We start from the raw sequence: 20598 nt of genomic DNA, 5'->3' as shown, positions 1-20598 counted from the left end.
ATCATGATAAACGCGACAATACTTTCAAAACGCAGATGAATATCATCATATTGAATAAAATAATGTGTTTGTGCTGCCTTGGTTTTAGGAAACGGAACATATAATTCTAACTGCTTCGCAATCGGTCCGTACCATAATGCCGCAAAGATAAAAGCAGCGACTGTACTTATAAAATGAAGCAGACTCCACCAAAATCCTCTGCGAAACCCCATAGCGGCAATCAAAATAAAGACAAAAAAGATGAAAAAATTTAGCAGCATAGGCAGACCCTACTGTTCGTCATGCTTTAAACGATTCAACTCTTGTGTCAAACGACGGTTTTCTTCTTCTAATAACACCTTTTCATGCATAATGTTAACCGCAGTCAATACTGCTTTACGTGTGGTATCTAACCCCGCACTCTTACGTCCTAATTCTTGAATTTTTTCATCTACTAAGTGCGCAACATATCGAATATGCTCAGGATTATCTTCGCCGACTATTGTATAATTTTTATTATTAATCGTAACATTGATTCTATTTTTAAATTCGCCCAATTTGATAACTCCAATCTTGCTTATTTTCACTCATTCACCACGACAACTGATGAGTGTATCTCTTATATTAATCGTAACTGATTTTCACTCTGATTTGTTGAAAACCACTCTATTTATTCATCACGAACCATTATACACGAGTGCCATTTAATATGTAAGTAGTGTTCGCTTTTTGGCAATGTTATGTAAACAGACTGTAATATATAACCTTTTATTGCGCCAGCCACATATAGTAGAATAAGAATACTACTACAAGTAAGGAGCATCCCTATGGCGAACGTCGTATTAAAATTATCAGATGAACAAATTCAACAATTACTTAGCAAAATCAACGCAGACACAACGAATCTTCCCGAAGGCTCACGCGCACGCGCAAAAGTCCAAGGTACAACAATTCATATTTATAATTCCAACAAAGTCATGTTTCAAGGTGCTCAAGCAGAAGCAGTCTCACAACAATTACTAGGTAACGCTGCTCAAACATCTAAGGCACCTTCAAAGAAAAAGAAAACAACAATCATCAATTCCAATGATTACCCATTTAACACATCAAATTGTATCGGCAGTGATGAAGCAGGCAGCGGTGATTACTTCGGTCCGCTTACCGTTTGTGCGGCTTACGTATCAAAAGAACATGCAGAAGTACTCAAAACACTAGGTGTCGATGATTCTAAGAAATTATCAGATAAAAAAATTGTCGAATTAGCTGAGCAATTAGTGACATTCCTTCCCCACTCATTACAAACATTAGATAATAAAAGATATAACGAACAAAAACAACTCGGCTGGTCACAAGTTAAAATGAAAGCTGTCTTGCATAATCATGCGATTGAAAACGTGGTAAATCGCGTCGAAGCACAAAACTATCCTTTAGATTATATTGTAATTGACCAATTTGCGGTACGCGGTGTTTATCAAAATTATGCACTTACAACTATGCCTTATCCAGACAAAACTTGTTTCGAAACAAAAGGTGAATCTAAATCTTTAGCTATCGCAGCTGCAAGTATCATTTCTCGTTTTGCTTTTGTTAAACATATGGATCACATGGGCAAAAAAATAAACAAAATCATTCCAAAAGGAGCAAGTAAAGCAGTAGATTTATTTGCGGCTGGTTTAATTGATCAATACGGTACAGAGACATTAGACAGTATTTCAAAAGCTGACTTTAAAAACAGAGAGAAAGCCTTAGACCTCTATCGTAAAAAACAATTTAACAACTGAACACCTTAACAGATTGCTTACACTTTATATATAAATAAAATGAAACAAGCTCCTTCTGCACATTATTTGTGTAGAAAGAGCTTGTTTTTTATATCGTAAGATTATTAGGTAATCAAACTAACGAATGACTGCACCTTCTGCAGTTAAAGCGTTGACGATTTCATCATGAACCGCTGTCACTTGTTCATCTGTTAATGTGTTTTCTGTATCTAAATAAGAGATACGGATCGCAACGGATTTTTTACCTTCTTCCATATGTTCGCCTTCGTAGACATCAAAGACTTGCGCATCTTGGAAGATTTTACCGCCATGTGCTTTGATTGTACTAACAAGTTCAGCAGCTGAAACTATTGTATCTACTTCTAATGCGATATCTCTAGTTACACCAGGATACTTAGGAATTTGTTCATAATTGATGTAACCCACTGAAACGTTCATCAATTTATCGTAGTTTAATTCAAAGACATACGTACGTTGTTTCAAGTCATTTTCTTCAGCTAATTGTGGGTGTAATTCACCGATAAAGCCGATAATCTCACCGTTTAATAAAACATTCGCTGTACGTCCTGGGTGTAAACCATCCATTTGCGTTGCTTCATAATCAAATGTAATATCTAATTTTTCCGCAATCGCATCTAAGACACCTTTCGCAAGATAGAAGTCTGTTAATTCTTTCTTACCTTGCCATTGATTGCCGCTATATTCACCAGTTAAAATACCGCTTAAGTATTCAACTTCATCCGGCAATTCTCCTTTACCATTCGCAAAGAAGACACGACCGATTTCATATAAGAAGACATTTGTATTTTTACGTGCCACGTTATAAGCAACCGCATCGATTAAATGAGGTAATAAACTTTGACGTAACACCGCGTGCGCTTCACTCATCGGCATTAACAATTCAATGTTTGGTTTGTCACTCACTGAGAATGCTTTACCACGTGCGCGGTCGACTAATGAATACGTAATCGCTTCACTTAAACCTGCACCTTCTAATGTACGTTTTAAAATACGTGTTTTAGATTGACGGTCTGTCAATTGACCACTTGTAACTTGTTCGAAAACTGGTAATGTTGATGGAATTTCATCGTAACCATAAATACGTGCCACTTCTTCAATTAAGTCTTCTTTAATTTTGACATCTCTACGACGTGAAGGAACATAAACTGTTAAGTTGCCGTCGTTATTTTCAGTTTTAAAACCGAGTTGACTTAGTGATTTTACAATCGCTTCAACTGTCATTTCTGAACCGATTGTGTTATTGATTTTATCAACTGTAATTTCAATCGGTGTAATAAATTCACCTAAGTCACCTGATGCGACACGATCTGATAAGACTTCACCTTGTGCGTAATGTTCTAATAAGTAACAAGCACGGTCTACAGCTTGGTCTACAAATTCAGTCGCAATGCCTTTTTCGAAACGACTTGATGATTCACTGCGTAAATTTAAGCGACGTGAAGTATGACGAATACTTACAGGATCGAAAATTGCACCTTCAACCACGACATTTTGAGTTTGTTCAGTGACTTCAGAGAAGTCTCCGCCCATCACACCACCAAGCGCAATCGGTTCTTTACCGTTTGTGATGACGATATCTGACGCTAATAATTCACGTTCTGTATCATCTAATGTTGTCATTGTTTCGCCTTCTTGTGCTTGACGTACGACAATTTTGTTAGAGCCGATATGATCTTGGTCAAACATATGCAGAGGTTGGCCATATTCTAATAACACATAGTTTGAAATATCAACGACGTTATTAATCGGACGAATGCCCGCTTTCATTAAACGTGCTTGCATCCACATTGGAGATGGACCAATTTTCACATTTTTAACGACACGTGCACTGTAATATGGTGTTTTATCTGGATTTTCAACTGACACTGAAATTTCTTCAGAAGCTGAAGTTCCAGTTGTATCAGGTTGTGTTTCTGGTAATGTTAACGGTGCACCATAAAGTGCTGATGTTTCATACGCAGCACCTACCATACTTAATGCATCTGCACGGTTCGGCGTTAAGTCGAATTCCATCACTTGATCATTTAAGTATAATGCTTCTAACGCATCTGTGCCTGGTTTCACTTCATTCGGGAAGTTATAAATCCCCTCTTCAAATGTTTTAGGTACCACATTACTTTGGACCCCGATTTCTTGAAGTGAACAAATCATACCTTCAGACACTTCACCACGTAATTTCGCACGTTTGATCTTAATACCGCCAGGTAAGCGACCGCCGACAGTTGCGACAATCACGTATTGCCCAGCATCGACATTCGGTGCACCACATACGATTTGTACGGGTTCTTCTTCACCGATATCTACTTTACAAATATTTAATTTATCTGCGTTCGGATGTTGTGTTTTACTTTCCACATAACCTACGACTAATTTTTTAATTTCAGCTGTGTAATCAATGATGTCATCGACTTCAATCCCTGTACGTGTGATACGTTCAGCTAATGATTGAATCGGCTCATTAACCGCAACTAAAGATTCTAACCATTCTTTTGATACAAACATTATGCTTCACCTCTATCTTCAACAGCTTTGAATTGATCTAAGAAACGAACATCATTTGTGTAGAAATAACGGATATCTTCAATACCGTATTTCAACATTGCGATACGGTCAGGACCCATACCGAATGCGAAACCAGTGTATTTAGAAGAATCAAAACCAGCCATTTCTAAAACATTCGGGTGTACCATACCGGCACCTAAGATTTCAATCCAGCCTGAACCTTTACATACGTTACAGCCTTTACCGCCACATTTGAAACAAGAGACGTCAACTTCTACTGAAGGTTCAGTGAATGGGAAATAACTTGGACGTAAACGAATTTCACGTTCTTCACCGAATAGTTTTTTCGCCACAAGTTCAAGCGTACCTTTTAAGTCGCTCATTTTAATATTCTCTGCCACAACTAAACCTTCAATTTGTGTAAATTGGTGACTGTGTGTCGCATCATCTGAGTCACGACGATATACTTTACCAGGACAAATAATTTTAACAGGCCCTTGGCCGTTACGCTTTTCAAGTGTACGTGCTTGTACAGGTGATGTATGTGTACGCATCAACGTTTCTTCTGTGATATAGAACGTATCTTGCATATCACGTGCTGGGTGTGATTTCGGTAAGTTTAATGCTTCGAAGTTATAGTAATCTTGTTCTACTTCATAACCATTCACAATTTCATAACCTAAACCTAAGAATAAATCTTCAATTTCTTGAATCGTACGTGTTAATGGATGTGCTGCACCTTGTTTGATTTGACGACTTGGTAAAGTCACATCAATTGTTTCTTCTTCTAATTGTTTATTTAAACGTTCTTGTTCAAGCACTTTTTTACGTTCAGCAATCGCTTGTTCAATCGCTTGACGCACTTCGTTTACTGCTTGACCGAATTTTGGTTTTTCTTCATTTGATAAATCTTTCATTTGTTTCATTAAACCTGAAACAGAACCTTTTTTACCTAAGTATTTAACTTTAACATCTTGTAACGCTTTCTCATCTGACGCTTGTGACACATCGGTCAAAGCTTCTGATTTAAGCTGATTCATTTCTTCAGTTTGAATCATATCTGCCCCTCCTAAATAATATTGCCAATAAAAAAAGACTTCTATCCCTGAGATATGGGACGAAGTCTTCCGTGGTACCACCCAAATTTATGCATACGCATACACTTGATTTATCATAGATAACGGTGATGAACCGACTTAAATTTCTTTAAGTTGCCAAAAAGGTGAAAAAAATTATCGCATTCTGGAATAACTTTCAGTCACGGTTATTCTCCCTAGACAGTCTGCTTATGATAATTTACGTCTTTTTATAGGCAAAGTATTAATTTATTTGTTTGAGTCATCCGCTCAAACTCTGAATCACATTTAATTATAAGTAATCCCTTCCGACCGGTCAACCTTTTAATTTATAGATTAAAATACTGCCTGCAATCGCTACATTCAGACTTTCAGCTGCCCCGTACATCGGGATCGTTAAACGTTTCGTCGTATGACTTAATAATTCTGGATCGACACCCTGGCCTTCGTTACCAAGCAATAGTGCAAACGTTTCTTGTGACGCCTCTTCATTAAAATTCACCGCATCTTCTAATGCAGTGCCGTATACTGGTCCATCAAATTGATTGATAAATTCTTCAATCGGTTGCGTGACAATCGGCAAGTGGAAAACACTGCCTTGACTTGAACGCAATACTTTATCTTGATACGCATCTGCAGTCCCTGGCGACAAGACAATCAAGTCTAATGCGGCAGCATCGGCTGTACGAATCAAAGTACCAAGATTACCTGGGTCTTGGATACGATCAAGCAGCAATACTTGTTTAGCCTCTGCGATACGTGAAGCAACCTCTGGTTTTTCAATGACCGCAAAGATACCTTGAGGTGTCACAGTTCCAGATAAACTTTCTGCTACTTTAAAGTTAATGTGAAACGCTTCTTCAGCAGCTTCGATTAATTGTGTATCAAAACGTTCAGGTTCAACAACAAAAAGTTGTTTCACTGTTAACTGGCTTTGAACCGCTTCTTCAATCAAATGTGTCCCTTCTACCAACAACAATCCTGTTTTATCTCGTTCTTTTTTCTTTTTTAATTTATTTGCTTGTTTTACCTTCGCATTTTGCGGTGACGTAATTTGTTCCATAGTTGGTTACCTCATTTACGATTTTTCCTTATTTTATCATGTTGTTTCTCATAAACAAAAAATGAGACCTACCGTTATAGACGATGGGTCTCATGATTCATCAATTATTTTGTAACGACTTCTTCACCGTTGTAAGAACCACAGTTTTTACAAACGCGGTGAGATAATTTGTATTCACCACAGTTAGGGCATTCAGTCATACCTGGTACTGATAATTTAAAGTGAGTACGACGTTTATTTTTTCTAGTTTTAGATGTTCTTCTTTTTGGTACTGCCATGATTTAATCCTCCTTAAATTTCAAACACAAAAATCTTTGTTACTGTGCGATTAAGATGTTAATAACAATACTATCTATTGTACATCAACTTCTATTGCTTTTCATCATAAAATTGTTGCAATTTTTGAAGCCTTGGATCGACTTTCTTAGAAGAGATTTCTTCTGCTTGTTCACTTTCTTCTAATTCGTCTTCGTCAATAACTTCCCAACCTTGACCGCTCTGCAGCATGTCTTCTAAACTGCTGTCTTCAGCCACTGCTCGGATAGGCTTTTCTATGATGACAAGCTCTTCTGCGATATCACGTAAATCAATCATTCCGTTTGTAGCAAGATGATAATGTTCATCATCCTCTTCACTATCACTAAACTCATGACCTTCTAAATCAAATATTTCTGTTGTTTCGACATCAATCGGCACTTCCACCGGTTTCAATGTACGCGCATCTTCCATCGTGTACGCACCAGTTAAGTGGATATCAGCGACAACTTCATTTGATTTGACATCAAGTTTGCCCTTCACTCGGATATCAGATAAATCTATAAGTCCTAATTTATCAATTAAATGATTATAATTTACTGTTTGATCAAATTCAAAAGGCTGACCTTGATATTTTCTTAATTGCGTTATTGACCATTTCATATGGCTTCACCTCTAACAAGCACAAAATTTATTTTAACTTTCTAGCGTTAAGTTGTCAAGATTTTTTCTTAACATCTTGACTTTTTGATACAATAATCATAATGAATTCTGAAAGGACGGATTGCAAATGAAATGCGCTGCACTGATTACAGAGTATAACCCCTTCCATAACGGGCATGTCTACCATGCAGAACAAGCACGTCAAATCGCTGATGCAGATCTTACTGTTGCTATTATGAGCGGTCAATTTGTGATGCGCGGAGAGCCCGCAATCTACAATAAATTTTTACGCACACAATTGGCACTCTCTGCTTGCGACCTTGTCGTCGAGCTTCCTGCTTATGCAGCGTTATCTGCTGGAGAATACTTCGCAGAAATGGGTGTCAAAGTTGCTGACTATCTGAATTGTGATGCACTCGTGTTCGGTAGTGAATCCGGCAGCATCAAAGATTTCGAACATGTTGCCATGCAACTCAACCATATCGAAGAACACCCAGAATTTCAAACAAAGCTGCACGAAGGGAAAAGTTACCCTAGAATCATTCATGAAATATTAGATGAACCCGCTTTACTGCAGACACCTAATAATATCTTAGGTCTCTCTTATGTACAAGCAATACACAATTATGCAGCTCACATCACACCTTTGACACTGAAACGTCATCAAACAAACCATCATAATCAAATGATAGATAACCAATCTTTCGCAAGCGGCAGCGCTATTAGAAAGGCGCTAAAAAACAATGATACTAGCTTTGAAACTGTTGTGCCTGAAGCAGTTAAGCATTTATATACATCACCGCAGTTAACTTTAGATGCAGTGTTCCCTTATCTGAAATTTACATTATTACGTGCCTCTCTTGAAGAACTACGCGAAATGCATACAATCAGCGAAGGATTTGAGTACCGTTTAAAAGAAAAAATTCCATCTGCACACAACTTTGAACAATTAATGCAGCTGCTTAAAACTAAGCGCTATACGTATACCCGTATTCAACGTATGTTAATGAACTGCTTGTTAAACTTTAAACAAGCGAATAAACAAAACGAAATTGATGCTGTACGTATCTTGGGTATGAACGAAAAAGGACAAGCGTATTTAAAACAATTGAAGAAAGATTTTCCAGAACGTCAATATATCACTAATGTCAACAAAGCAACTGCCCGATACTTTGAACCTGAAATCAAAGCAACTGAAATCTATAATACTCTGTCTGGTCAAACCGCTGACGATTTCAATACACCTGTAATTAGGGTACAGTCACAATAAGGGGGTAAATCAACATGCAAGTATATTCAGAAACAGAAGTAAAAGAACATTATCATATGAAAGATGCGATTACCGCAATTGAACAGAGTTTTAATAATCTCGATCAAATCAAAACTGCACCACGTACCGTGATTCCTACAGGTGATGGTGCAAAATCTATGTTATATATGCCTTGTGTTGACTTAGCCAAACAACTCGGCACGATTAAAATTACATCTATTACACCAGAGAATCCAAAACACAATTTACCAACAACACAAGCACAAATCGTGATTACCAATCTTAAAAATGGCGAAACCAAAGCCATGTTAGATGGCAGTTATCTCACACGTCTAAGAACTGGTGCACTGAGCGGTATTGCGACTAAGTATATGAGTCGCGAAGATGCGTCGACTTTAGGGGTGATTGGTACAGGCGGTATGGCTTACGAACAATTCTTAGGCAATATCGAGGTCCGCTCTATTGATACCGTCTTGCTTTATAACCGCACAACTAAAAAAGCACAAGACTTTAAAACACGTATTTTAAATGATTATCCAGATTTAAATGTACAAGTTTTAGATGATGTATCAGAATTGGTCAAACAAGCAGATATTATTAATTGCCAAACACCTTCAACACAACCTGTCTTTGACGCTGAAGATGTTCAACCAGGTACACATATCAACGGTATCGGTTCTTACCAACCGGATATGAAAGAACTAGACGCAAATATTTTCACGCAAGCAGAAAGTGTCGTCGTAGATGATCTTGAAGGCGCCAAAGAAGAGTCTGGAGAATTAATTGAAGCGAATCAAAACCAAACCTTTACCTTCGATGATATCAGTGATGAACTCAAAACACTTTCACAACAAGGCACTTCATACCGTAAGGACAATGATGCGATTACTGTTTTTAAATGTGTTGGTGCCGCTTACTTTGATTTAGCTGTCGCTATCGGTGCGTATGAAAAATTAGATCACTAACCCAAAAATAAAACATTTAATATTAAACAAAAAACACGTTTCAACACCTTTTGTATGATACAAATAGACGTTGAAACGTGTTTTATTAGTTTCCGAATTTTTCTTTTAATGCTTTTTCTACAGGAGGCGGTACAAACTCAGAAATATCTGCTTTATATTGCGCTACTTCTTTAACTACGCTAGAACTGATGAATGAATAGTTCGTGCTTGTCATCATATATAATGTTTCGACATCACTATTCAACTTCTTGTTCATAGATGTTAAACGCAGTTCGTATTCAAAGTCGCTGACTGCACGTAGTCCACGAATAATGGTTTTTGCGCCGATTTTATCACAAAAATCTACAAGCAGACCATTGAATTGGTGCACTTGTACGTTCGGGATATTTGCGACAGATTCTTCAATTAAAGCGATGCGTTCTTCCACAGTAAAAGTCCCTGACTTATTACGGTTTTTCAATACACAGATATGGATTTCATCAAAACGGTGTGCTACACGTTCAATAATATCCAAATGCCCATATGTAATTGGATCGAAACTACCTGGTATTACTGCTTTTGTTTCAGCCATCATGTTCTCCTTTTTCTAATAACATAGTATCCGTTAAGCCATAATGATAACGTTTAATCACTTCAAAAGAGTGCGTATCAATGTTTTCTTTATGGTTAAACTCACAAACGATGATACCACTTTTCTTCAATAAGTTAAACTCTTCGATTTGCGCTAATGCTTTATCAATCAACCCTTTATTATACGGCGGGTCTAAGAAGATTATATCAAATTGAATGTCACGTTTTGATAATGCTTTCAAAGCACGGTCGGCATTGTTTTTATAGACTTCTGACTGCTTCATCAAATCTAGGCTGTTTAAATTAGCTTTAATCACTTTAACCGCTTTAAAGTTTTGATCCACAAAAATCATCTCGTCCATACCACGAGACAAAGCTTCTATGCCTAAAGCACCGCTTCCCGCAAACAAATCCAAACCAATACCTGATACATCATGCAAGGTATTGAAGATACTTTCTTTAACTTTATCTGTTGTCGGACGTGTATTGCGCCCTTCCAGACTTTCTAGAGGTTTACTTTTATGTTGGCCTGATATCACTCTCATCTAATACTTCACTTCCCCTCTTAATCTATAATATAATTTGGGTAATAAGGAGGCTATTCCCAAAATGAAACAATCTTTTATTGTACTCGGTGAAGGACTCACCGATTTATTTGAGTTCAAAACACTCATTCAATACAATCATGAACGTATTAATCGCATTGTATTCTTTAACAGTCCAAATTCAGACAAAGGTTTAAGTTCTGCGGCAATCATTATGAAGCCGACTGAAGGCAATTATTTCCAAGCCATGTATATCATGTTGAACGCCTTCCCTTATCCTCATCCAGAGGATAATAAAAAATCAGAAATGATTCGCGGCTTCGCTGAAGATTATCAATTACCGTTAAGTGAATTAGATGTAAAATCTACAGACGATTTTCATGATTTAGAACTCTATTTCAATTATTTAGTCGGTGTCTTACGCTTATATCATTGGATACCGCCATTACAATAACGTTTAATGCCCTGTCATAAGGGTTATATTTGTTGATACAGTAGTGTAACTATTAATTGATTTCGTATTTTTCTTTTTCATACGTTTTCTTTAAATATTTATAAGGAGAACCTTCAATGTGACGCACATACTTTAATTTCATGAGTCGGTTGACAATATGATCGGCATCATTTTCATTGATATACATGATGACATATTTACGGTTACGATTACTATTAATAATATGACCGTATTTTCTAATATGACGTTCATGCTTCATATGTTTAAGGTATATAATTAAACTGGTTCTAGGTATGATTTCTGTCATTTTGATCACTCCATTACTTTAATCTATAGTATCACGACTGAACTAAATTTGAAATAACCAAACCCTTGTATCACTAAGCCCTCACGCTTCTTAGATATAACTTTTGGTTAGCTTCATAGAATACAAGGAGGAAATTCCATGGTAAAAATAAGTAGACTTATCAGAAACAGTGTAGCAGGTGCTGCCGGTATATTCAGCGGACTTATCTTATTGTCAAAATTTAAAGGACAACCAGAACCTCAACCCATCCCAGCATTCTTCACACGTAAACCTCATTATATTTTCGCACATCGCGGCGGTATGGCTTTACGTCCAGAACAAACAAAACTTGCGTTTGATACTGCTTCATCATATGAAGTAGATGGTTTCGAAACTGATGTACGTGTAACTAGCGATGAACAATTGATTGTCTTTCATGATGCGACAGTCGACCGTACTACAAACGGTTCAGGCAAAGTGCGTGAGCATCGATTAGAAGAGCTACAAAAGCTTGATGCAGGTTATCATTTTAAAGATATCAATAACGATACACCTTATCGCAATCATCCAGATGCGAAAATCTTAACCTTTGATGAATTATTAGAATTATATCCTGACACATTAATCAATGTAGATTTAAAAGACAGCCCAGACTCTTATGAAGGTACGATTGCTCCAGAGCTATTATACAAATCTATTGTACGTCACAATGCACAAGATCGTGTATTAGTGACGAGCTTCTATCAGGAACAAATCGCAAGATTTTCTGAATTAGCTTTAGGTACTGTCGCAGTCGGCGCGAGTCAAGAAGAAGTAACTGTAGGCATCGTTAAATTCTTCAGCGGCTTCGGCAATATGTTTGAAGCACAAGCCAACACTTTCCAAATGCCGACAAGTTATCATGGTGTACCACTTACTTCAAAACGTTTAATCAATTGGTTGAATTCACGTAATATCGTTCCAGGTTATTATGGTGTCAACAGTATTGATTTAATGAGTGACCTCTTCAACAAAGGTACACATACTATTGTCACTGACCGACCTGACCTTGCGTTCCAATATCGTCAAAATCAAGTTCAACATTAATATGATTGATCACTCAAATTATAATTATTAATATACAAAGCAACACCCGCTACTTTGGTCATCATACCGATAGTAGCGGGTGTTGCTTATTGTTTTTTATTAAGCATGGATTTGACATTGGCATGTGCCGCCAGTACTGCATCCGTGCATATCTGTTCTAAAGAATGGATTTCCAACTTCAATTTTTACATTATCCGAAATAGAAGTTGCGATAATAGTGATCACTTCATCCACTAAATTTTGAAGTTCTGTTTCTTTTTGTTTATAAGCCATCACAGATGGAACCATATCATATGCACGCTTACTTTTACGTGTCGCACGTGTCACTGTTTGGTAATCTGGATGGTATTTACCGAAGCGCATCACTTCATCATAGCGTTCTTTGTATTTCATAAACGTTTGATAATGTGTTTGTGCTGTTTCATCTTCGTTCATTGCTTGACGTGCTGTTATATATTCTTGATAAATCTCTGAGTTTAAAATCATTTCACTGACTTCATCTACACCATCTAAAACATCAATGACTTCAGAATTAATCATATTGTCACCTTCCATCAGTCTCCAATAAATATTAATGTATAGTAGCCATCCATGACATCTCCGCCCATCTCAGTATACTGTGTATTTAATAAACGAGAACGGTGAATATCTGAATTCAGCCAACTATGCAAGAGTGTCGGCACATCATTAAAATCATAACCGACGTTTTGACCTACAACTTCAAATTTTATATTTCGATCATCTAATTGTTGTTTCAAAGCACCTTCAGTAAATTCGACATTTTTATTATTTGTGCTTTCATATAAGTTTACTGAAGCAATGTGACTTAAATCATTATTTACTTTGAATGGTTTAAGTCCTTTTAAACCTCTGATTTGATTTGTGACTTCATAAAGCGTCATCAATTGGTTTACGTTTTGTTCATATGGGACATCTTTATGTTTATTTTCGACCGTTTTCTCGTTTGATGTCTGTGTCATTTGATATGGATTAAACATAAGCAGTGCATCTGCATCTAAGAATCTGACACCGACTACTTTGTTAGTTTGTTGATCGATATACACTTGTGCGTAAACGTCACCATATTTAATCAACATTTGCGTTTTCATATCTTCATCAGAAAGTTCTATATCATAAGACTTCCCGTCAGCTTTAATACGGGGTTCTGGATTAATACTGGTGTTCTCAAAAATACTTGAAGCATCTTCAGAGATATTGATTGGTTCAATATCCGCTTTTGTTCCTGTCGCGTAGACTGATTTAATGATATTATTTTTAGCCGTCACAATATAATATTGATTTTGCGCTCTAAAGACATAGTTTTTATAGTCATTTGCGTATGCATAGACACGATCAGCTTGACCAAATTTCTTCGTCAAACCGCTAATGTCATTATTGACCCACGTTCCAATCCCTGACTTAGGTTTTGGGTTTTCAGTCTCCGGCCCTTTTTTCTGTGTTTGTTCAATTTTTGTCGGTGTTTTCTTGTTGGGATTTTCTAACACATCAAATTTCAGCCGTGGCGAATAAAATAAATAGATAAGAAAAGTTATAAGAAGCAAAACGCCTATAACTTTAATAATTAAATTCCTCATTCTCCGCCCACCTCAATGTTAAGTAATTATCATTGTACACGTTTCACACGCACACTCGCAAGGATAGTCTTTATATAAAAACATCGACTGACAACATTTAACGTCATCAGTCGATGTTTTACATTTTAAAAGCCGAAAGTTGCTTTAAATAATGAAGTTGTTTCTCCACCTGGGTACATAACATATAACAAGATGTATACGATAATACCTGTGAAAGCTGTAAAAATCCAAATAATCGCTGCCCAAGGTCCAACCTTGCGGTGAAGATTAAATTTGTCTTTAAACGCTGTGATGATTTGGAATAATCCCATTAATCCACCCACTGTTGATAACGCGATGTGGAAAATCAAGAAGAAATGGTAATATCCTTTTAACCATGCAGGTCCACCGAAAGCAGTGTTCCCGATAAAGAATGTTCTACTCGCATAAATAATAAAGAATGTTAATGCGAAGAACGCTGCTGTCAACATTACTTTCTTATGCGCTTCAATTTTACGTTTTTTAATCAAGTACCATCCAACAATAACTAACGCCGCACAAATTTGAATACAGCTTGTACTTATCGTCGGCAATATAGGTAGACTCATAAATCTCATCCTATCTTCAATTTATTTAAATCATATTGATTAAAGAAATTACGACTGCTAATGCAAAGAATAGCACTAAATAGTTCAGTGAGTAAACAAACATTAACGTAGCCCATTTCTTTTGATTGAAGTTCTTCTTGAAGCTTGTTAAGCCAAGATACATCCAACCTAAGTTCAGAAGTGTTGCCAATACAACGAATACCGTACCTAAATTAGTAAATAATAATGGTAAAGGCAATAATGCGATTAACCATAAAATCATACCTACACGTGTACGGTTAAAACCTCTAACAGATGGTAACATAGGAACTTTAGCTAAAGAATATTCGTCTTGACGTTTAATAGCTAAGGCATAGAAATGGATCGGTTGCCAACAAAATACCACTAAGAACAACGCGATTGCTGTTAAACTCAGTTGGCCTTCAATTGCTGTCCAGCCGATTAATGGCGGTACTGCACCTGGGAAACTCCCAACAACAGTATTCCAAGTTGTGTGGCGTTTAGACCAAATTGAATAAAATGATACGTAGCCGATAATGCCCATTAAACCAATGACACCTGATGGTATGTTAAGGATAAATAATAATATTTCACCTAAAACCATCATTCCGAAGCTTAAAATCAATAAATTTTTATTTGAAATTCTGTTATTGACTGTCGGTCTTGATTGTTTGCTTGGCATAATGCTGTCAATATCTTGGTCATAATAGTTATTGAGTGCACATGCGCCCCCCATGATGAGCGTTGAACCGATCATCATTAACAGAATTTGCGGTATAGATGATAGGAAGGAGTGATTCGTTAATACAATCGCTAGCCATGCCCCTGTGAAGGCAGGAATTAAGTTCCCTTGAACGAGCCCCATTTTAATAATTGCTTTCAGTTCTTTAAGGGTTACACGACCAGAAGCTTGCGACAAAGTATGTCCTTTATCCATAATGCCCCTCCTTAAAATATTCATATAATACAATGATATAGCAAAAAGTAATAGTTGACTAGGCTAAATAAGACAAATTTGTGACACTTTAGCGACAACGCTAGTTTTCAAAAAATCGTCATTTTTGTGACACATTTTCAATCCACATGCTATTAAAATTTATAGCCATTATTGATATAATGTTTATAAATATTTACAATTTATCAAATGACAAATAGGCTTGAGGCATGGAATTCGGATTCGGCTGACATACTTGTTCGTTCAAATCCCTCCTTTCCTCTGCCTTTATCTATGTCAATTAATCAGTGGGGTGTTTTAAATTGTTTAAGAAACGTAACCTTAAATGGTTAGCTGTTCTCGCAACAGTTATTATGGCATGGGTTCAATTAGGTGGCGCACTTGTTACAAAAACAGGTTCAGCCGATGGTTGCGGATCATCATGGCCGTTATGTCATGGTGCTTTATTACCGCAAAACCTGCCTATTAGTACAATTATCGAGCTCAGTCACAGAGCAACATCAGCTTTATCATTAATCGTTGTATTATGGTTGGTCATCACAGCATGGAAGAACATCGGGTATATTAAAGAAGTTAAACCACTGGCAATTATCAGTGTCGGTTTCTTACTTATCCAAGCATTAGTCGGAGCTGCGGCAGTGCTTTGGCAACAAAATGATTACGTACTCGCATTGCACTTTGGTATTTCATTAATCAGCTTCTCATCTGTTTTCGTATTGACATTAATTATCTTCGATGTAGATAAAAAATACGAAGCGAACAAAGTACACATCGATCCAAAACTTAGAATCTATACTTGGACGATGGCGATTTGTTTATATGTCGGCATTTACACAGGTGCTCTAGTACGTCATACAGATTCATCATTATCATACGGTTCATGGCCATTACCATTTGCAGACTTGATTCCACATACAGAACAAGACTGGGTACAATTCATGCATAGATTATTAGCACTTATCGCTACAATCAGTGTCTTCCTTGCATTTAACTATGCTATCAGACATTATCACGAAAACCGTACAATTCGTTACGGTTATACAGCAGCACTACTATTAATCGTACTGCAAATTATCACAGGTGCTTTATCAATCTTCACAAGCGTGAACTTATTCATCGCTTTATTACACGCATTAATTATCACATTTGAATTCGGTTTAATCGCCTACTTCATCTTATTAATGCTTCGTACAAAACGTGTTGAAAAAGTTAAAAATAACGCTTATTAATACAAATAACCGTTGAACAGAAATCACTGTTCAGCGGTTATTTTTTGTCTTTTTTTATTTCTTCATTCAAGCTTCTCAACCATTTTTAATATGAATAGGCTTCTCAAGAATAGAAATACCGGAAACTGAATCTATTTTCAGCTTCCGGTATTGTTATTAATTATTCATCTTTTTCTAATTCCACTAATAAATCGCCTGTTTGAATACCTTCACCATTTGTGACAGTGACCTGTTTCACTGTACCATTGAATGGTGCTTGTACAGTTGTCTCCATTTTCATTGCTTCTGTAATCAAGAGTGCTTGTCCGCTTTCTACATGATCACCTACCGCAACTTTAACTTCTGATACTGTACCAGGCATTTGCGCACCGATATGGTTAGGATTTGATTTATCTGCTTTTGGTTTAACTGTCGCATTTGTTTTCACATTTTCATCTTGAATTTTAATTTGACGTGTTTGTCCATTCATGATGAAGAAGATTGTTCTGACACCTTTATCATCTGGTTCAGTAATCGCTTCTAATGTGATAATCAATGTTTTACCTTTATCAATTTCAACTTCTACTGTTTCACCTGTACGCATACCAAAGAAGAATGTCGGTGTATCTAATAGTGATACATTGCCAAATTGTTCTTTTGTCGCAATATACTGTTCGTACACTTTAGGATAAATCGCATAACTGATTAAATCTTGTTCAGTGACAGGTTTTTCTTGTTTCGCTTGAAGTTCTTCACGTAATGCTTCAAAGTCTATATCTTCAAGGTATTCACCTGGACGTTCAGTTAAAGGTGTTTGACCTTTCAATACCACTTTTTGAAGTTCTTTATTGAAACCGTCTGTTGGTTGACCGATTTCACCTTTAAAGAATGATACGACTGATTCAGGGAAGTCGAGTTTATAACCATCTTTCAAGACATCTTCTTCTGTTAAATCATTTTGTACCATGTATAACGCCATATCGCCGACTACTTTTGAAGACGGTGTTACTTTAACAATGTCTCCAAATAAGAAGTTTACACGACGATACATATCTTTAACTTCATGGAATCTATTGCCTAAGCCTAAACTTTTCGCTTGTTGGTTCAAGTTAGAGTATTGGCCACCAGGCATTTCATATTGATAAATTTCTGTATTCGGTGATTTGAAATCACTTTCGAAGTCACTGTAGTAATGACGCACTGTATCCCAATATTGACCTAAACGTTCAAGCCCATTGATATCTGTACGGGCATCACGACCAAAGCCATTTAAGGCATAATACAATGAGTTCGCACTTGGTTGACTTGTTAAACCACTCATTGATGATACCGCTGTATCAATAACGTCCACGCCTGCATCTGCCGCTTGTTTATACGTTAAGATACCATTACCGCTTGTATCATGTGTATGCAAGTGGATTGGTAAATCAACTGCTGCTTTTAATTCGCCGATTAATTCATACGCAGCTTTAGGTTTTAACAAACCAGCCATGTCTTTAATCGCAAGAATATGGAAACCTTCTTTTTCCAATTCTTTCGCAAGATTCACATAATAATCTAATGTATAAATATTAGAACGTTGCGGATCTAAAATATCCCCTGTATAACAAATTGTACCTTCAGAGATTTTACCCGCTTCTTGAACCGCTTCATTTGCCACTTTCATTTGGTCTAACCAGTTCAATGAGTCGAAGATACGGAAGACATCAACACCCGCTTCAGCACTTTCTTTTACGAATTTCTTAATCACATTATCTGGGTAGTTTTTATAACCTACTGCGTTTGACGCACGTAATAACATTTGGAATAAAATATTAGGAATCGCTTTACGCATTTGTTCTAAACGTTCCCATGGATTTTCTTTCAAGAAGTTATAAGCAACATCAAATGTCGCACCGCCCCACATTTCAAGGGAGAACGCATCTTGTAAGATTTCTGCTGTTTGTGATGCGATAGCTAACATATCTTTCGTACGCACACGTGTCGCAAGTAAAGATTGATGCGCGTCACGGAATGTTGTATCTGTAATCAACACATCTTCTTGTTTTAATAACCAGTCCGCTACAGCTTTAGGCCCTTGTTCATCTAAGAGCTGTTTTGTACCTCTTAATTGTTTGATTTCTGATCTTGGTACACGTTCTACATGAGGACGTTCAAAATCAGGCTTTTGACGTTTTTCAACACTTGGGAAACCGTTGATTGTCACATTACCGATATATTCTAATGTTTTTGTACCACGGTCTTGTGTTGGATTAATTTCGAATAATTCTGGTGTTTCTTCGATGAATTTAGTTGTATAGTCGCCTTCTTGGAACTGTTTATTACGAATTACGTTAATTAAGAATGGGATATTCGTTTTTACACCACGAATACGCATTTCACGTAATGAACGGTCCATTTTTTCAATTGTTTGTTTAAACGTTAACGCATGCGTAGACAATTTCACTAATAATGAATCATAATATGGTGAAATTTCTGCACCTTGGAAGCCGTCTCCAGCATCTAAACGTACACCAAAGCCACCGCTAGAGCGATAAGCGATAATGTGACCAGTATCTGGCATAAAGTCGTTTGTCGGATCTTCTGTTGTAATACGACATTGAATCGCATAGCCTAACGTATGGATATCATCTTGATGCGGAATACCGATTTCATCATCAAATAATGCTTCTCCATCTGCCACAAGAATTTGTGTTTTCACAATATCAATTCCTGTAATCATTTCAGTGATTGTATGTTCTACTTGGACACGTGGGTTGACTTCAATAAAGAAGAACTCATCGCCAGAAACTAAGAATTCAACTGTACCCGCGTTGACATAACCTACATTATTCATTAATTGTAATGCTGCGTCACAAATACGTTGACGTAAACCTTCATCCATACCTACTGATGGTGCAACTTCAACCACTTTTTGGTGACGACGTTGTACAGAACAATCTCTTTCATAAAGATGAACGATATTACCGTGTTCATCCCCCATGATTTGTACTTCAATATGTTTCGGTTCATTAATGTATTTTTCAATATAAACTTCACTGTTACCGAATGATTTTTGCGCTTCAGATTTCGCACGTGTAAAGGCTTCTTCAAGTTCAGATTCCTCATTCACAATACGCATACCTTTACCACCGCCACCGCTTGTGGCTTTAATCATTAACGGATAACCTGCTTCTTTCGCAAAATCTGCCGCTTTATGATAATCCTCAATCGGTCCGTCTGTACCTGGAATAACTGGCAAACCAGCTTCAATTGCTGTGGCACGGGCTTTCACTTTATCACCGAACATATCTAAATGTTTAAGCTTAGGACCGATAAAGATAATCCCTTCTTCTTCACAGCGTTTCGCGAAGGTTTCATTTTCACTTAAGAATCCGTAACCTGGATGAATCGCATCAACATTCGCATTTTTCGCAACTTCAATAATACGTTCAATATTTAAATAACTGTCAGCTGGACCTAAATCCTCTCCGACTAAATAAGATTCATCTGCTTTGTTTCTATGTAATGAACCCTTGTCTTCATTTGAATAAATTGCGACTGTTGTAATATCTAATTCAGTGGCTGCACGGAAAATACGAATTGCGATTTCACCGCGGTTTGCTACCATTAACTTATTAATCTTCTTCAAGTGATCAACCCCCAAAAAATCAATTATTAGAATTTTCTAAACCTTTGTTGTAGATAATAGTATACCAAAACACGAACATTAATGTTAGTAGATGTATCTGTTCTGA

At 36.8% G+C, this 20598-nt stretch carries 21 protein-coding genes; 6 read left to right on the top strand and 15 right to left on the bottom strand.

Features of this window, described 5'->3' with window-relative positions:
* Both BU038_RS00495 and zapA read right to left on the bottom strand, forming a co-directional pair.
* Positions 1 to 260: CvpA family protein (locus tag BU038_RS00495; protein WP_142402584.1), on the bottom strand; the 260-nt coding region annotated here is incomplete at its 3' end.
* Between the two features lie 9 nt (positions 261 to 269).
* On the bottom strand, positions 270 to 536 hold the full coding sequence (gene zapA / locus BU038_RS00490; RefSeq protein ID WP_002480563.1) for a cell division protein ZapA: 267 nt from the start codon (positions 534 to 536) through the stop codon (positions 270 to 272).
* Positions 537 to 806: 270 nt separating this feature from the next.
* On the opposite strand from zapA, the gene rnhC reads away from it, so the two are divergent.
* Entirely contained in the window at positions 807 to 1760 is a 954-nt protein-coding gene (rnhC, locus tag BU038_RS00485) for a ribonuclease HIII (protein ID WP_107604334.1), read from the top strand.
* A gap of 117 nt (positions 1761 to 1877) precedes the next feature.
* Here the strand turns inward: rnhC and pheT are convergent, their stop codons facing one another.
* The 5 genes from pheT to BU038_RS00455 all read right to left on the bottom strand — a co-directional run bounded on the left by pheT (position 1878) and on the right by BU038_RS00455 (position 7340).
* Positions 1878 to 4283 carry a phenylalanine--tRNA ligase subunit beta gene (pheT, locus tag BU038_RS00480; protein ID WP_107604333.1) on the bottom strand — a complete coding sequence of 802 codons (2406 nt, stop codon included), beginning with the start codon at positions 4281 to 4283 and terminating at the stop codon, positions 1878 to 1880.
* A complete protein-coding gene (pheS, locus tag BU038_RS00475) occupies positions 4283 to 5341 on the bottom strand; it encodes a phenylalanine--tRNA ligase subunit alpha (protein WP_107604332.1) in 1059 nt (352 codons plus the stop codon). Before pheS ends, pheT begins: the two co-directional genes overlap by 1 nt.
* A gap of 334 nt (positions 5342 to 5675) precedes the next feature.
* Positions 5676 to 6422 carry a TrmH family RNA methyltransferase gene (locus BU038_RS00470; protein WP_107604331.1) on the bottom strand — a complete coding sequence of 249 codons (747 nt, stop codon included), beginning with the start codon at positions 6420 to 6422 and terminating at the stop codon, positions 5676 to 5678.
* A 104-nt stretch (positions 6423 to 6526) separates the two neighbouring features.
* Positions 6527 to 6700 carry a 50S ribosomal protein L32 gene (rpmF, locus tag BU038_RS00465; protein ID WP_107604330.1) on the bottom strand — a complete coding sequence of 58 codons (174 nt, stop codon included), beginning with the start codon at positions 6698 to 6700 and terminating at the stop codon, positions 6527 to 6529.
* A gap of 91 nt (positions 6701 to 6791) precedes the next feature.
* Complete coding sequence (locus BU038_RS00455; protein WP_002480557.1) at positions 6792 to 7340, bottom strand: YceD family protein; 549 nt, start codon at positions 7338 to 7340, stop codon at positions 6792 to 6794.
* A 127-nt stretch (positions 7341 to 7467) separates the two neighbouring features.
* Between BU038_RS00455 and BU038_RS00450 the strand changes: the two genes are divergently transcribed.
* Together BU038_RS00450 and BU038_RS00445 are read left to right on the top strand one after the other, a co-directional pair.
* The gene (locus BU038_RS00450) at positions 7468 to 8610 is read left to right on the top strand and encodes a nucleotidyltransferase (protein ID WP_107604329.1); all 1143 of its coding nucleotides are present in this window, start codon (positions 7468 to 7470) and stop codon (positions 8608 to 8610) included.
* A gap of 14 nt (positions 8611 to 8624) precedes the next feature.
* Positions 8625 to 9575 (top strand): ornithine cyclodeaminase family protein, encoded by a 951-nt coding sequence (locus BU038_RS00445; RefSeq protein ID WP_107604328.1) that lies wholly within the window; start codon positions 8625 to 8627, stop codon positions 9573 to 9575.
* Positions 9576 to 9660: 85 nt separating this feature from the next.
* Here the strand turns inward: BU038_RS00445 and coaD are convergent, their stop codons facing one another.
* The gene (gene coaD / locus BU038_RS00440) at positions 9661 to 10146 is read right to left on the bottom strand and encodes a pantetheine-phosphate adenylyltransferase (protein ID WP_002480554.1); all 486 of its coding nucleotides are present in this window, start codon (positions 10144 to 10146) and stop codon (positions 9661 to 9663) included.
* Positions 10139 to 10690 (bottom strand): 16S rRNA (guanine(966)-N(2))-methyltransferase RsmD, encoded by a 552-nt coding sequence (gene rsmD, locus BU038_RS00435; protein WP_107604327.1) that lies wholly within the window; start codon positions 10688 to 10690, stop codon positions 10139 to 10141. Before rsmD ends, coaD begins: the two co-directional genes overlap by 8 nt.
* A gap of 64 nt (positions 10691 to 10754) precedes the next feature.
* On the opposite strand from rsmD, the gene BU038_RS00430 reads away from it, so the two are divergent.
* Complete coding sequence (locus BU038_RS00430; RefSeq protein WP_107604326.1) at positions 10755 to 11144, top strand: DUF7147 family protein; 390 nt, start codon at positions 10755 to 10757, stop codon at positions 11142 to 11144.
* Between the two features lie 52 nt (positions 11145 to 11196).
* On the opposite strand, the gene BU038_RS00425 is transcribed toward BU038_RS00430, so the two are convergent.
* Positions 11197 to 11451, bottom strand: a complete 255-nt coding sequence (locus tag BU038_RS00425; protein WP_107604325.1) for a DUF2129 domain-containing protein — start codon at positions 11449 to 11451, stop codon at positions 11197 to 11199.
* 138 nt (positions 11452 to 11589) lie between these two features.
* On the opposite strand from BU038_RS00425, the gene BU038_RS00420 reads away from it, so the two are divergent.
* Positions 11590 to 12516 (top strand): glycerophosphodiester phosphodiesterase, encoded by a 927-nt coding sequence (locus BU038_RS00420; RefSeq protein ID WP_107604324.1) that lies wholly within the window; start codon positions 11590 to 11592, stop codon positions 12514 to 12516.
* Positions 12517 to 12615: 99 nt separating this feature from the next.
* Here the strand turns inward: BU038_RS00420 and BU038_RS00415 are convergent, their stop codons facing one another.
* From BU038_RS00415 to cyoE, 4 genes are all read right to left on the bottom strand, one after another.
* Positions 12616 to 13056, bottom strand: a complete 441-nt coding sequence (locus BU038_RS00415; protein WP_182675995.1) for a YlbF family regulator — start codon at positions 13054 to 13056, stop codon at positions 12616 to 12618.
* Positions 13057 to 13070: 14 nt separating this feature from the next.
* The gene (locus tag BU038_RS00410; protein ID WP_107604322.1) at positions 13071 to 14111 is read right to left on the bottom strand and encodes a CAP domain-containing protein; all 1041 of its coding nucleotides are present in this window, start codon (positions 14109 to 14111) and stop codon (positions 13071 to 13073) included.
* A 125-nt stretch (positions 14112 to 14236) separates the two neighbouring features.
* Positions 14237 to 14698: a DUF420 domain-containing protein gene (locus tag BU038_RS00405; protein WP_002480547.1), complete on the bottom strand. Its 462-nt coding sequence runs from the start codon at positions 14696 to 14698 to the stop codon at positions 14237 to 14239.
* 25 nt (positions 14699 to 14723) lie between these two features.
* Entirely contained in the window at positions 14724 to 15635 is a 912-nt protein-coding gene (gene cyoE / locus BU038_RS00400) for a heme o synthase (protein WP_107604321.1), read from the bottom strand.
* Between the two features lie 320 nt (positions 15636 to 15955).
* Between cyoE and BU038_RS00395 the strand changes: the two genes are divergently transcribed.
* Complete coding sequence (locus BU038_RS00395) at positions 15956 to 16882, top strand: COX15/CtaA family protein (protein ID WP_107604320.1); 927 nt, start codon at positions 15956 to 15958, stop codon at positions 16880 to 16882.
* A gap of 160 nt (positions 16883 to 17042) precedes the next feature.
* Here the strand turns inward: BU038_RS00395 and BU038_RS00390 are convergent, their stop codons facing one another.
* Complete coding sequence (locus BU038_RS00390; protein WP_107604319.1) at positions 17043 to 20492, bottom strand: pyruvate carboxylase; 3450 nt, start codon at positions 20490 to 20492, stop codon at positions 17043 to 17045.
* Between the last annotated feature and the right edge of the window lie 106 nt (positions 20493 to 20598).

Origin of the sequence: Staphylococcus simulans, from assembly GCF_003043455.1 — a bacterium.
Taxonomy (GTDB): Bacteria; Bacillota; Bacilli; order Staphylococcales; family Staphylococcaceae; genus Staphylococcus; species Staphylococcus simulans_A.
This window is presented reverse-complemented; position numbering and strand designations above follow the sequence as displayed.

What these genes read in the sequence shown, in the direction of transcription:
- BU038_RS00405 (WP_002480547.1), bottom strand. Translation starts at nt 14,698, where the DNA reads ATGAGTCTACCTATATTGCCGACGATAAGTACAAGCTGTATTCAAATT.
- BU038_RS00420 (WP_107604324.1), top strand. Translation starts at nt 11,590, where the DNA reads ATGGTAAAAATAAGTAGACTTATCAGAAACAGTGTAGCAGGTGCTGCC.
- BU038_RS00450 (WP_107604329.1), top strand. Translation starts at nt 7,468, where the DNA reads ATGAAATGCGCTGCACTGATTACAGAGTATAACCCCTTCCATAACGGG.
- rpmF (WP_107604330.1), bottom strand. Translation starts at nt 6,700, where the DNA reads ATGGCAGTACCAAAAAGAAGAACATCTAAAACTAGAAAAAATAAACGT.
- BU038_RS00470 (WP_107604331.1), bottom strand. Translation starts at nt 6,422, where the DNA reads ATGGAACAAATTACGTCACCGCAAAATGCGAAGGTAAAACAAGCAAAT.
- BU038_RS00445 (WP_107604328.1), top strand. Translation starts at nt 8,625, where the DNA reads ATGCAAGTATATTCAGAAACAGAAGTAAAAGAACATTATCATATGAAA.
- BU038_RS00410 (WP_107604322.1), bottom strand. Translation starts at nt 14,111, where the DNA reads ATGAGGAATTTAATTATTAAAGTTATAGGCGTTTTGCTTCTTATAACT.
- rnhC (WP_107604334.1), top strand. Translation starts at nt 807, where the DNA reads ATGGCGAACGTCGTATTAAAATTATCAGATGAACAAATTCAACAATTA.
- cyoE (WP_107604321.1), bottom strand. Translation starts at nt 15,635, where the DNA reads ATGGATAAAGGACATACTTTGTCGCAAGCTTCTGGTCGTGTAACCCTT.
- coaD (WP_002480554.1), bottom strand. Translation starts at nt 10,146, where the DNA reads ATGGCTGAAACAAAAGCAGTAATACCAGGTAGTTTCGATCCAATTACA.
- pheT (WP_107604333.1), bottom strand. Translation starts at nt 4,283, where the DNA reads ATGTTTGTATCAAAAGAATGGTTAGAATCTTTAGTTGCGGTTAATGAG.
- rsmD (WP_107604327.1), bottom strand. Translation starts at nt 10,690, where the DNA reads ATGAGAGTGATATCAGGCCAACATAAAAGTAAACCTCTAGAAAGTCTG.
- BU038_RS00430 (WP_107604326.1), top strand. Translation starts at nt 10,755, where the DNA reads ATGAAACAATCTTTTATTGTACTCGGTGAAGGACTCACCGATTTATTT.
- BU038_RS00415 (WP_182675995.1), bottom strand. Translation starts at nt 13,056, where the DNA reads ATGATTAATTCTGAAGTCATTGATGTTTTAGATGGTGTAGATGAAGTC.
- pheS (WP_107604332.1), bottom strand. Translation starts at nt 5,341, where the DNA reads ATGATTCAAACTGAAGAAATGAATCAGCTTAAATCAGAAGCTTTGACC.
- BU038_RS00425 (WP_107604325.1), bottom strand. Translation starts at nt 11,451, where the DNA reads ATGACAGAAATCATACCTAGAACCAGTTTAATTATATACCTTAAACAT.
- BU038_RS00455 (WP_002480557.1), bottom strand. Translation starts at nt 7,340, where the DNA reads ATGAAATGGTCAATAACGCAATTAAGAAAATATCAAGGTCAGCCTTTT.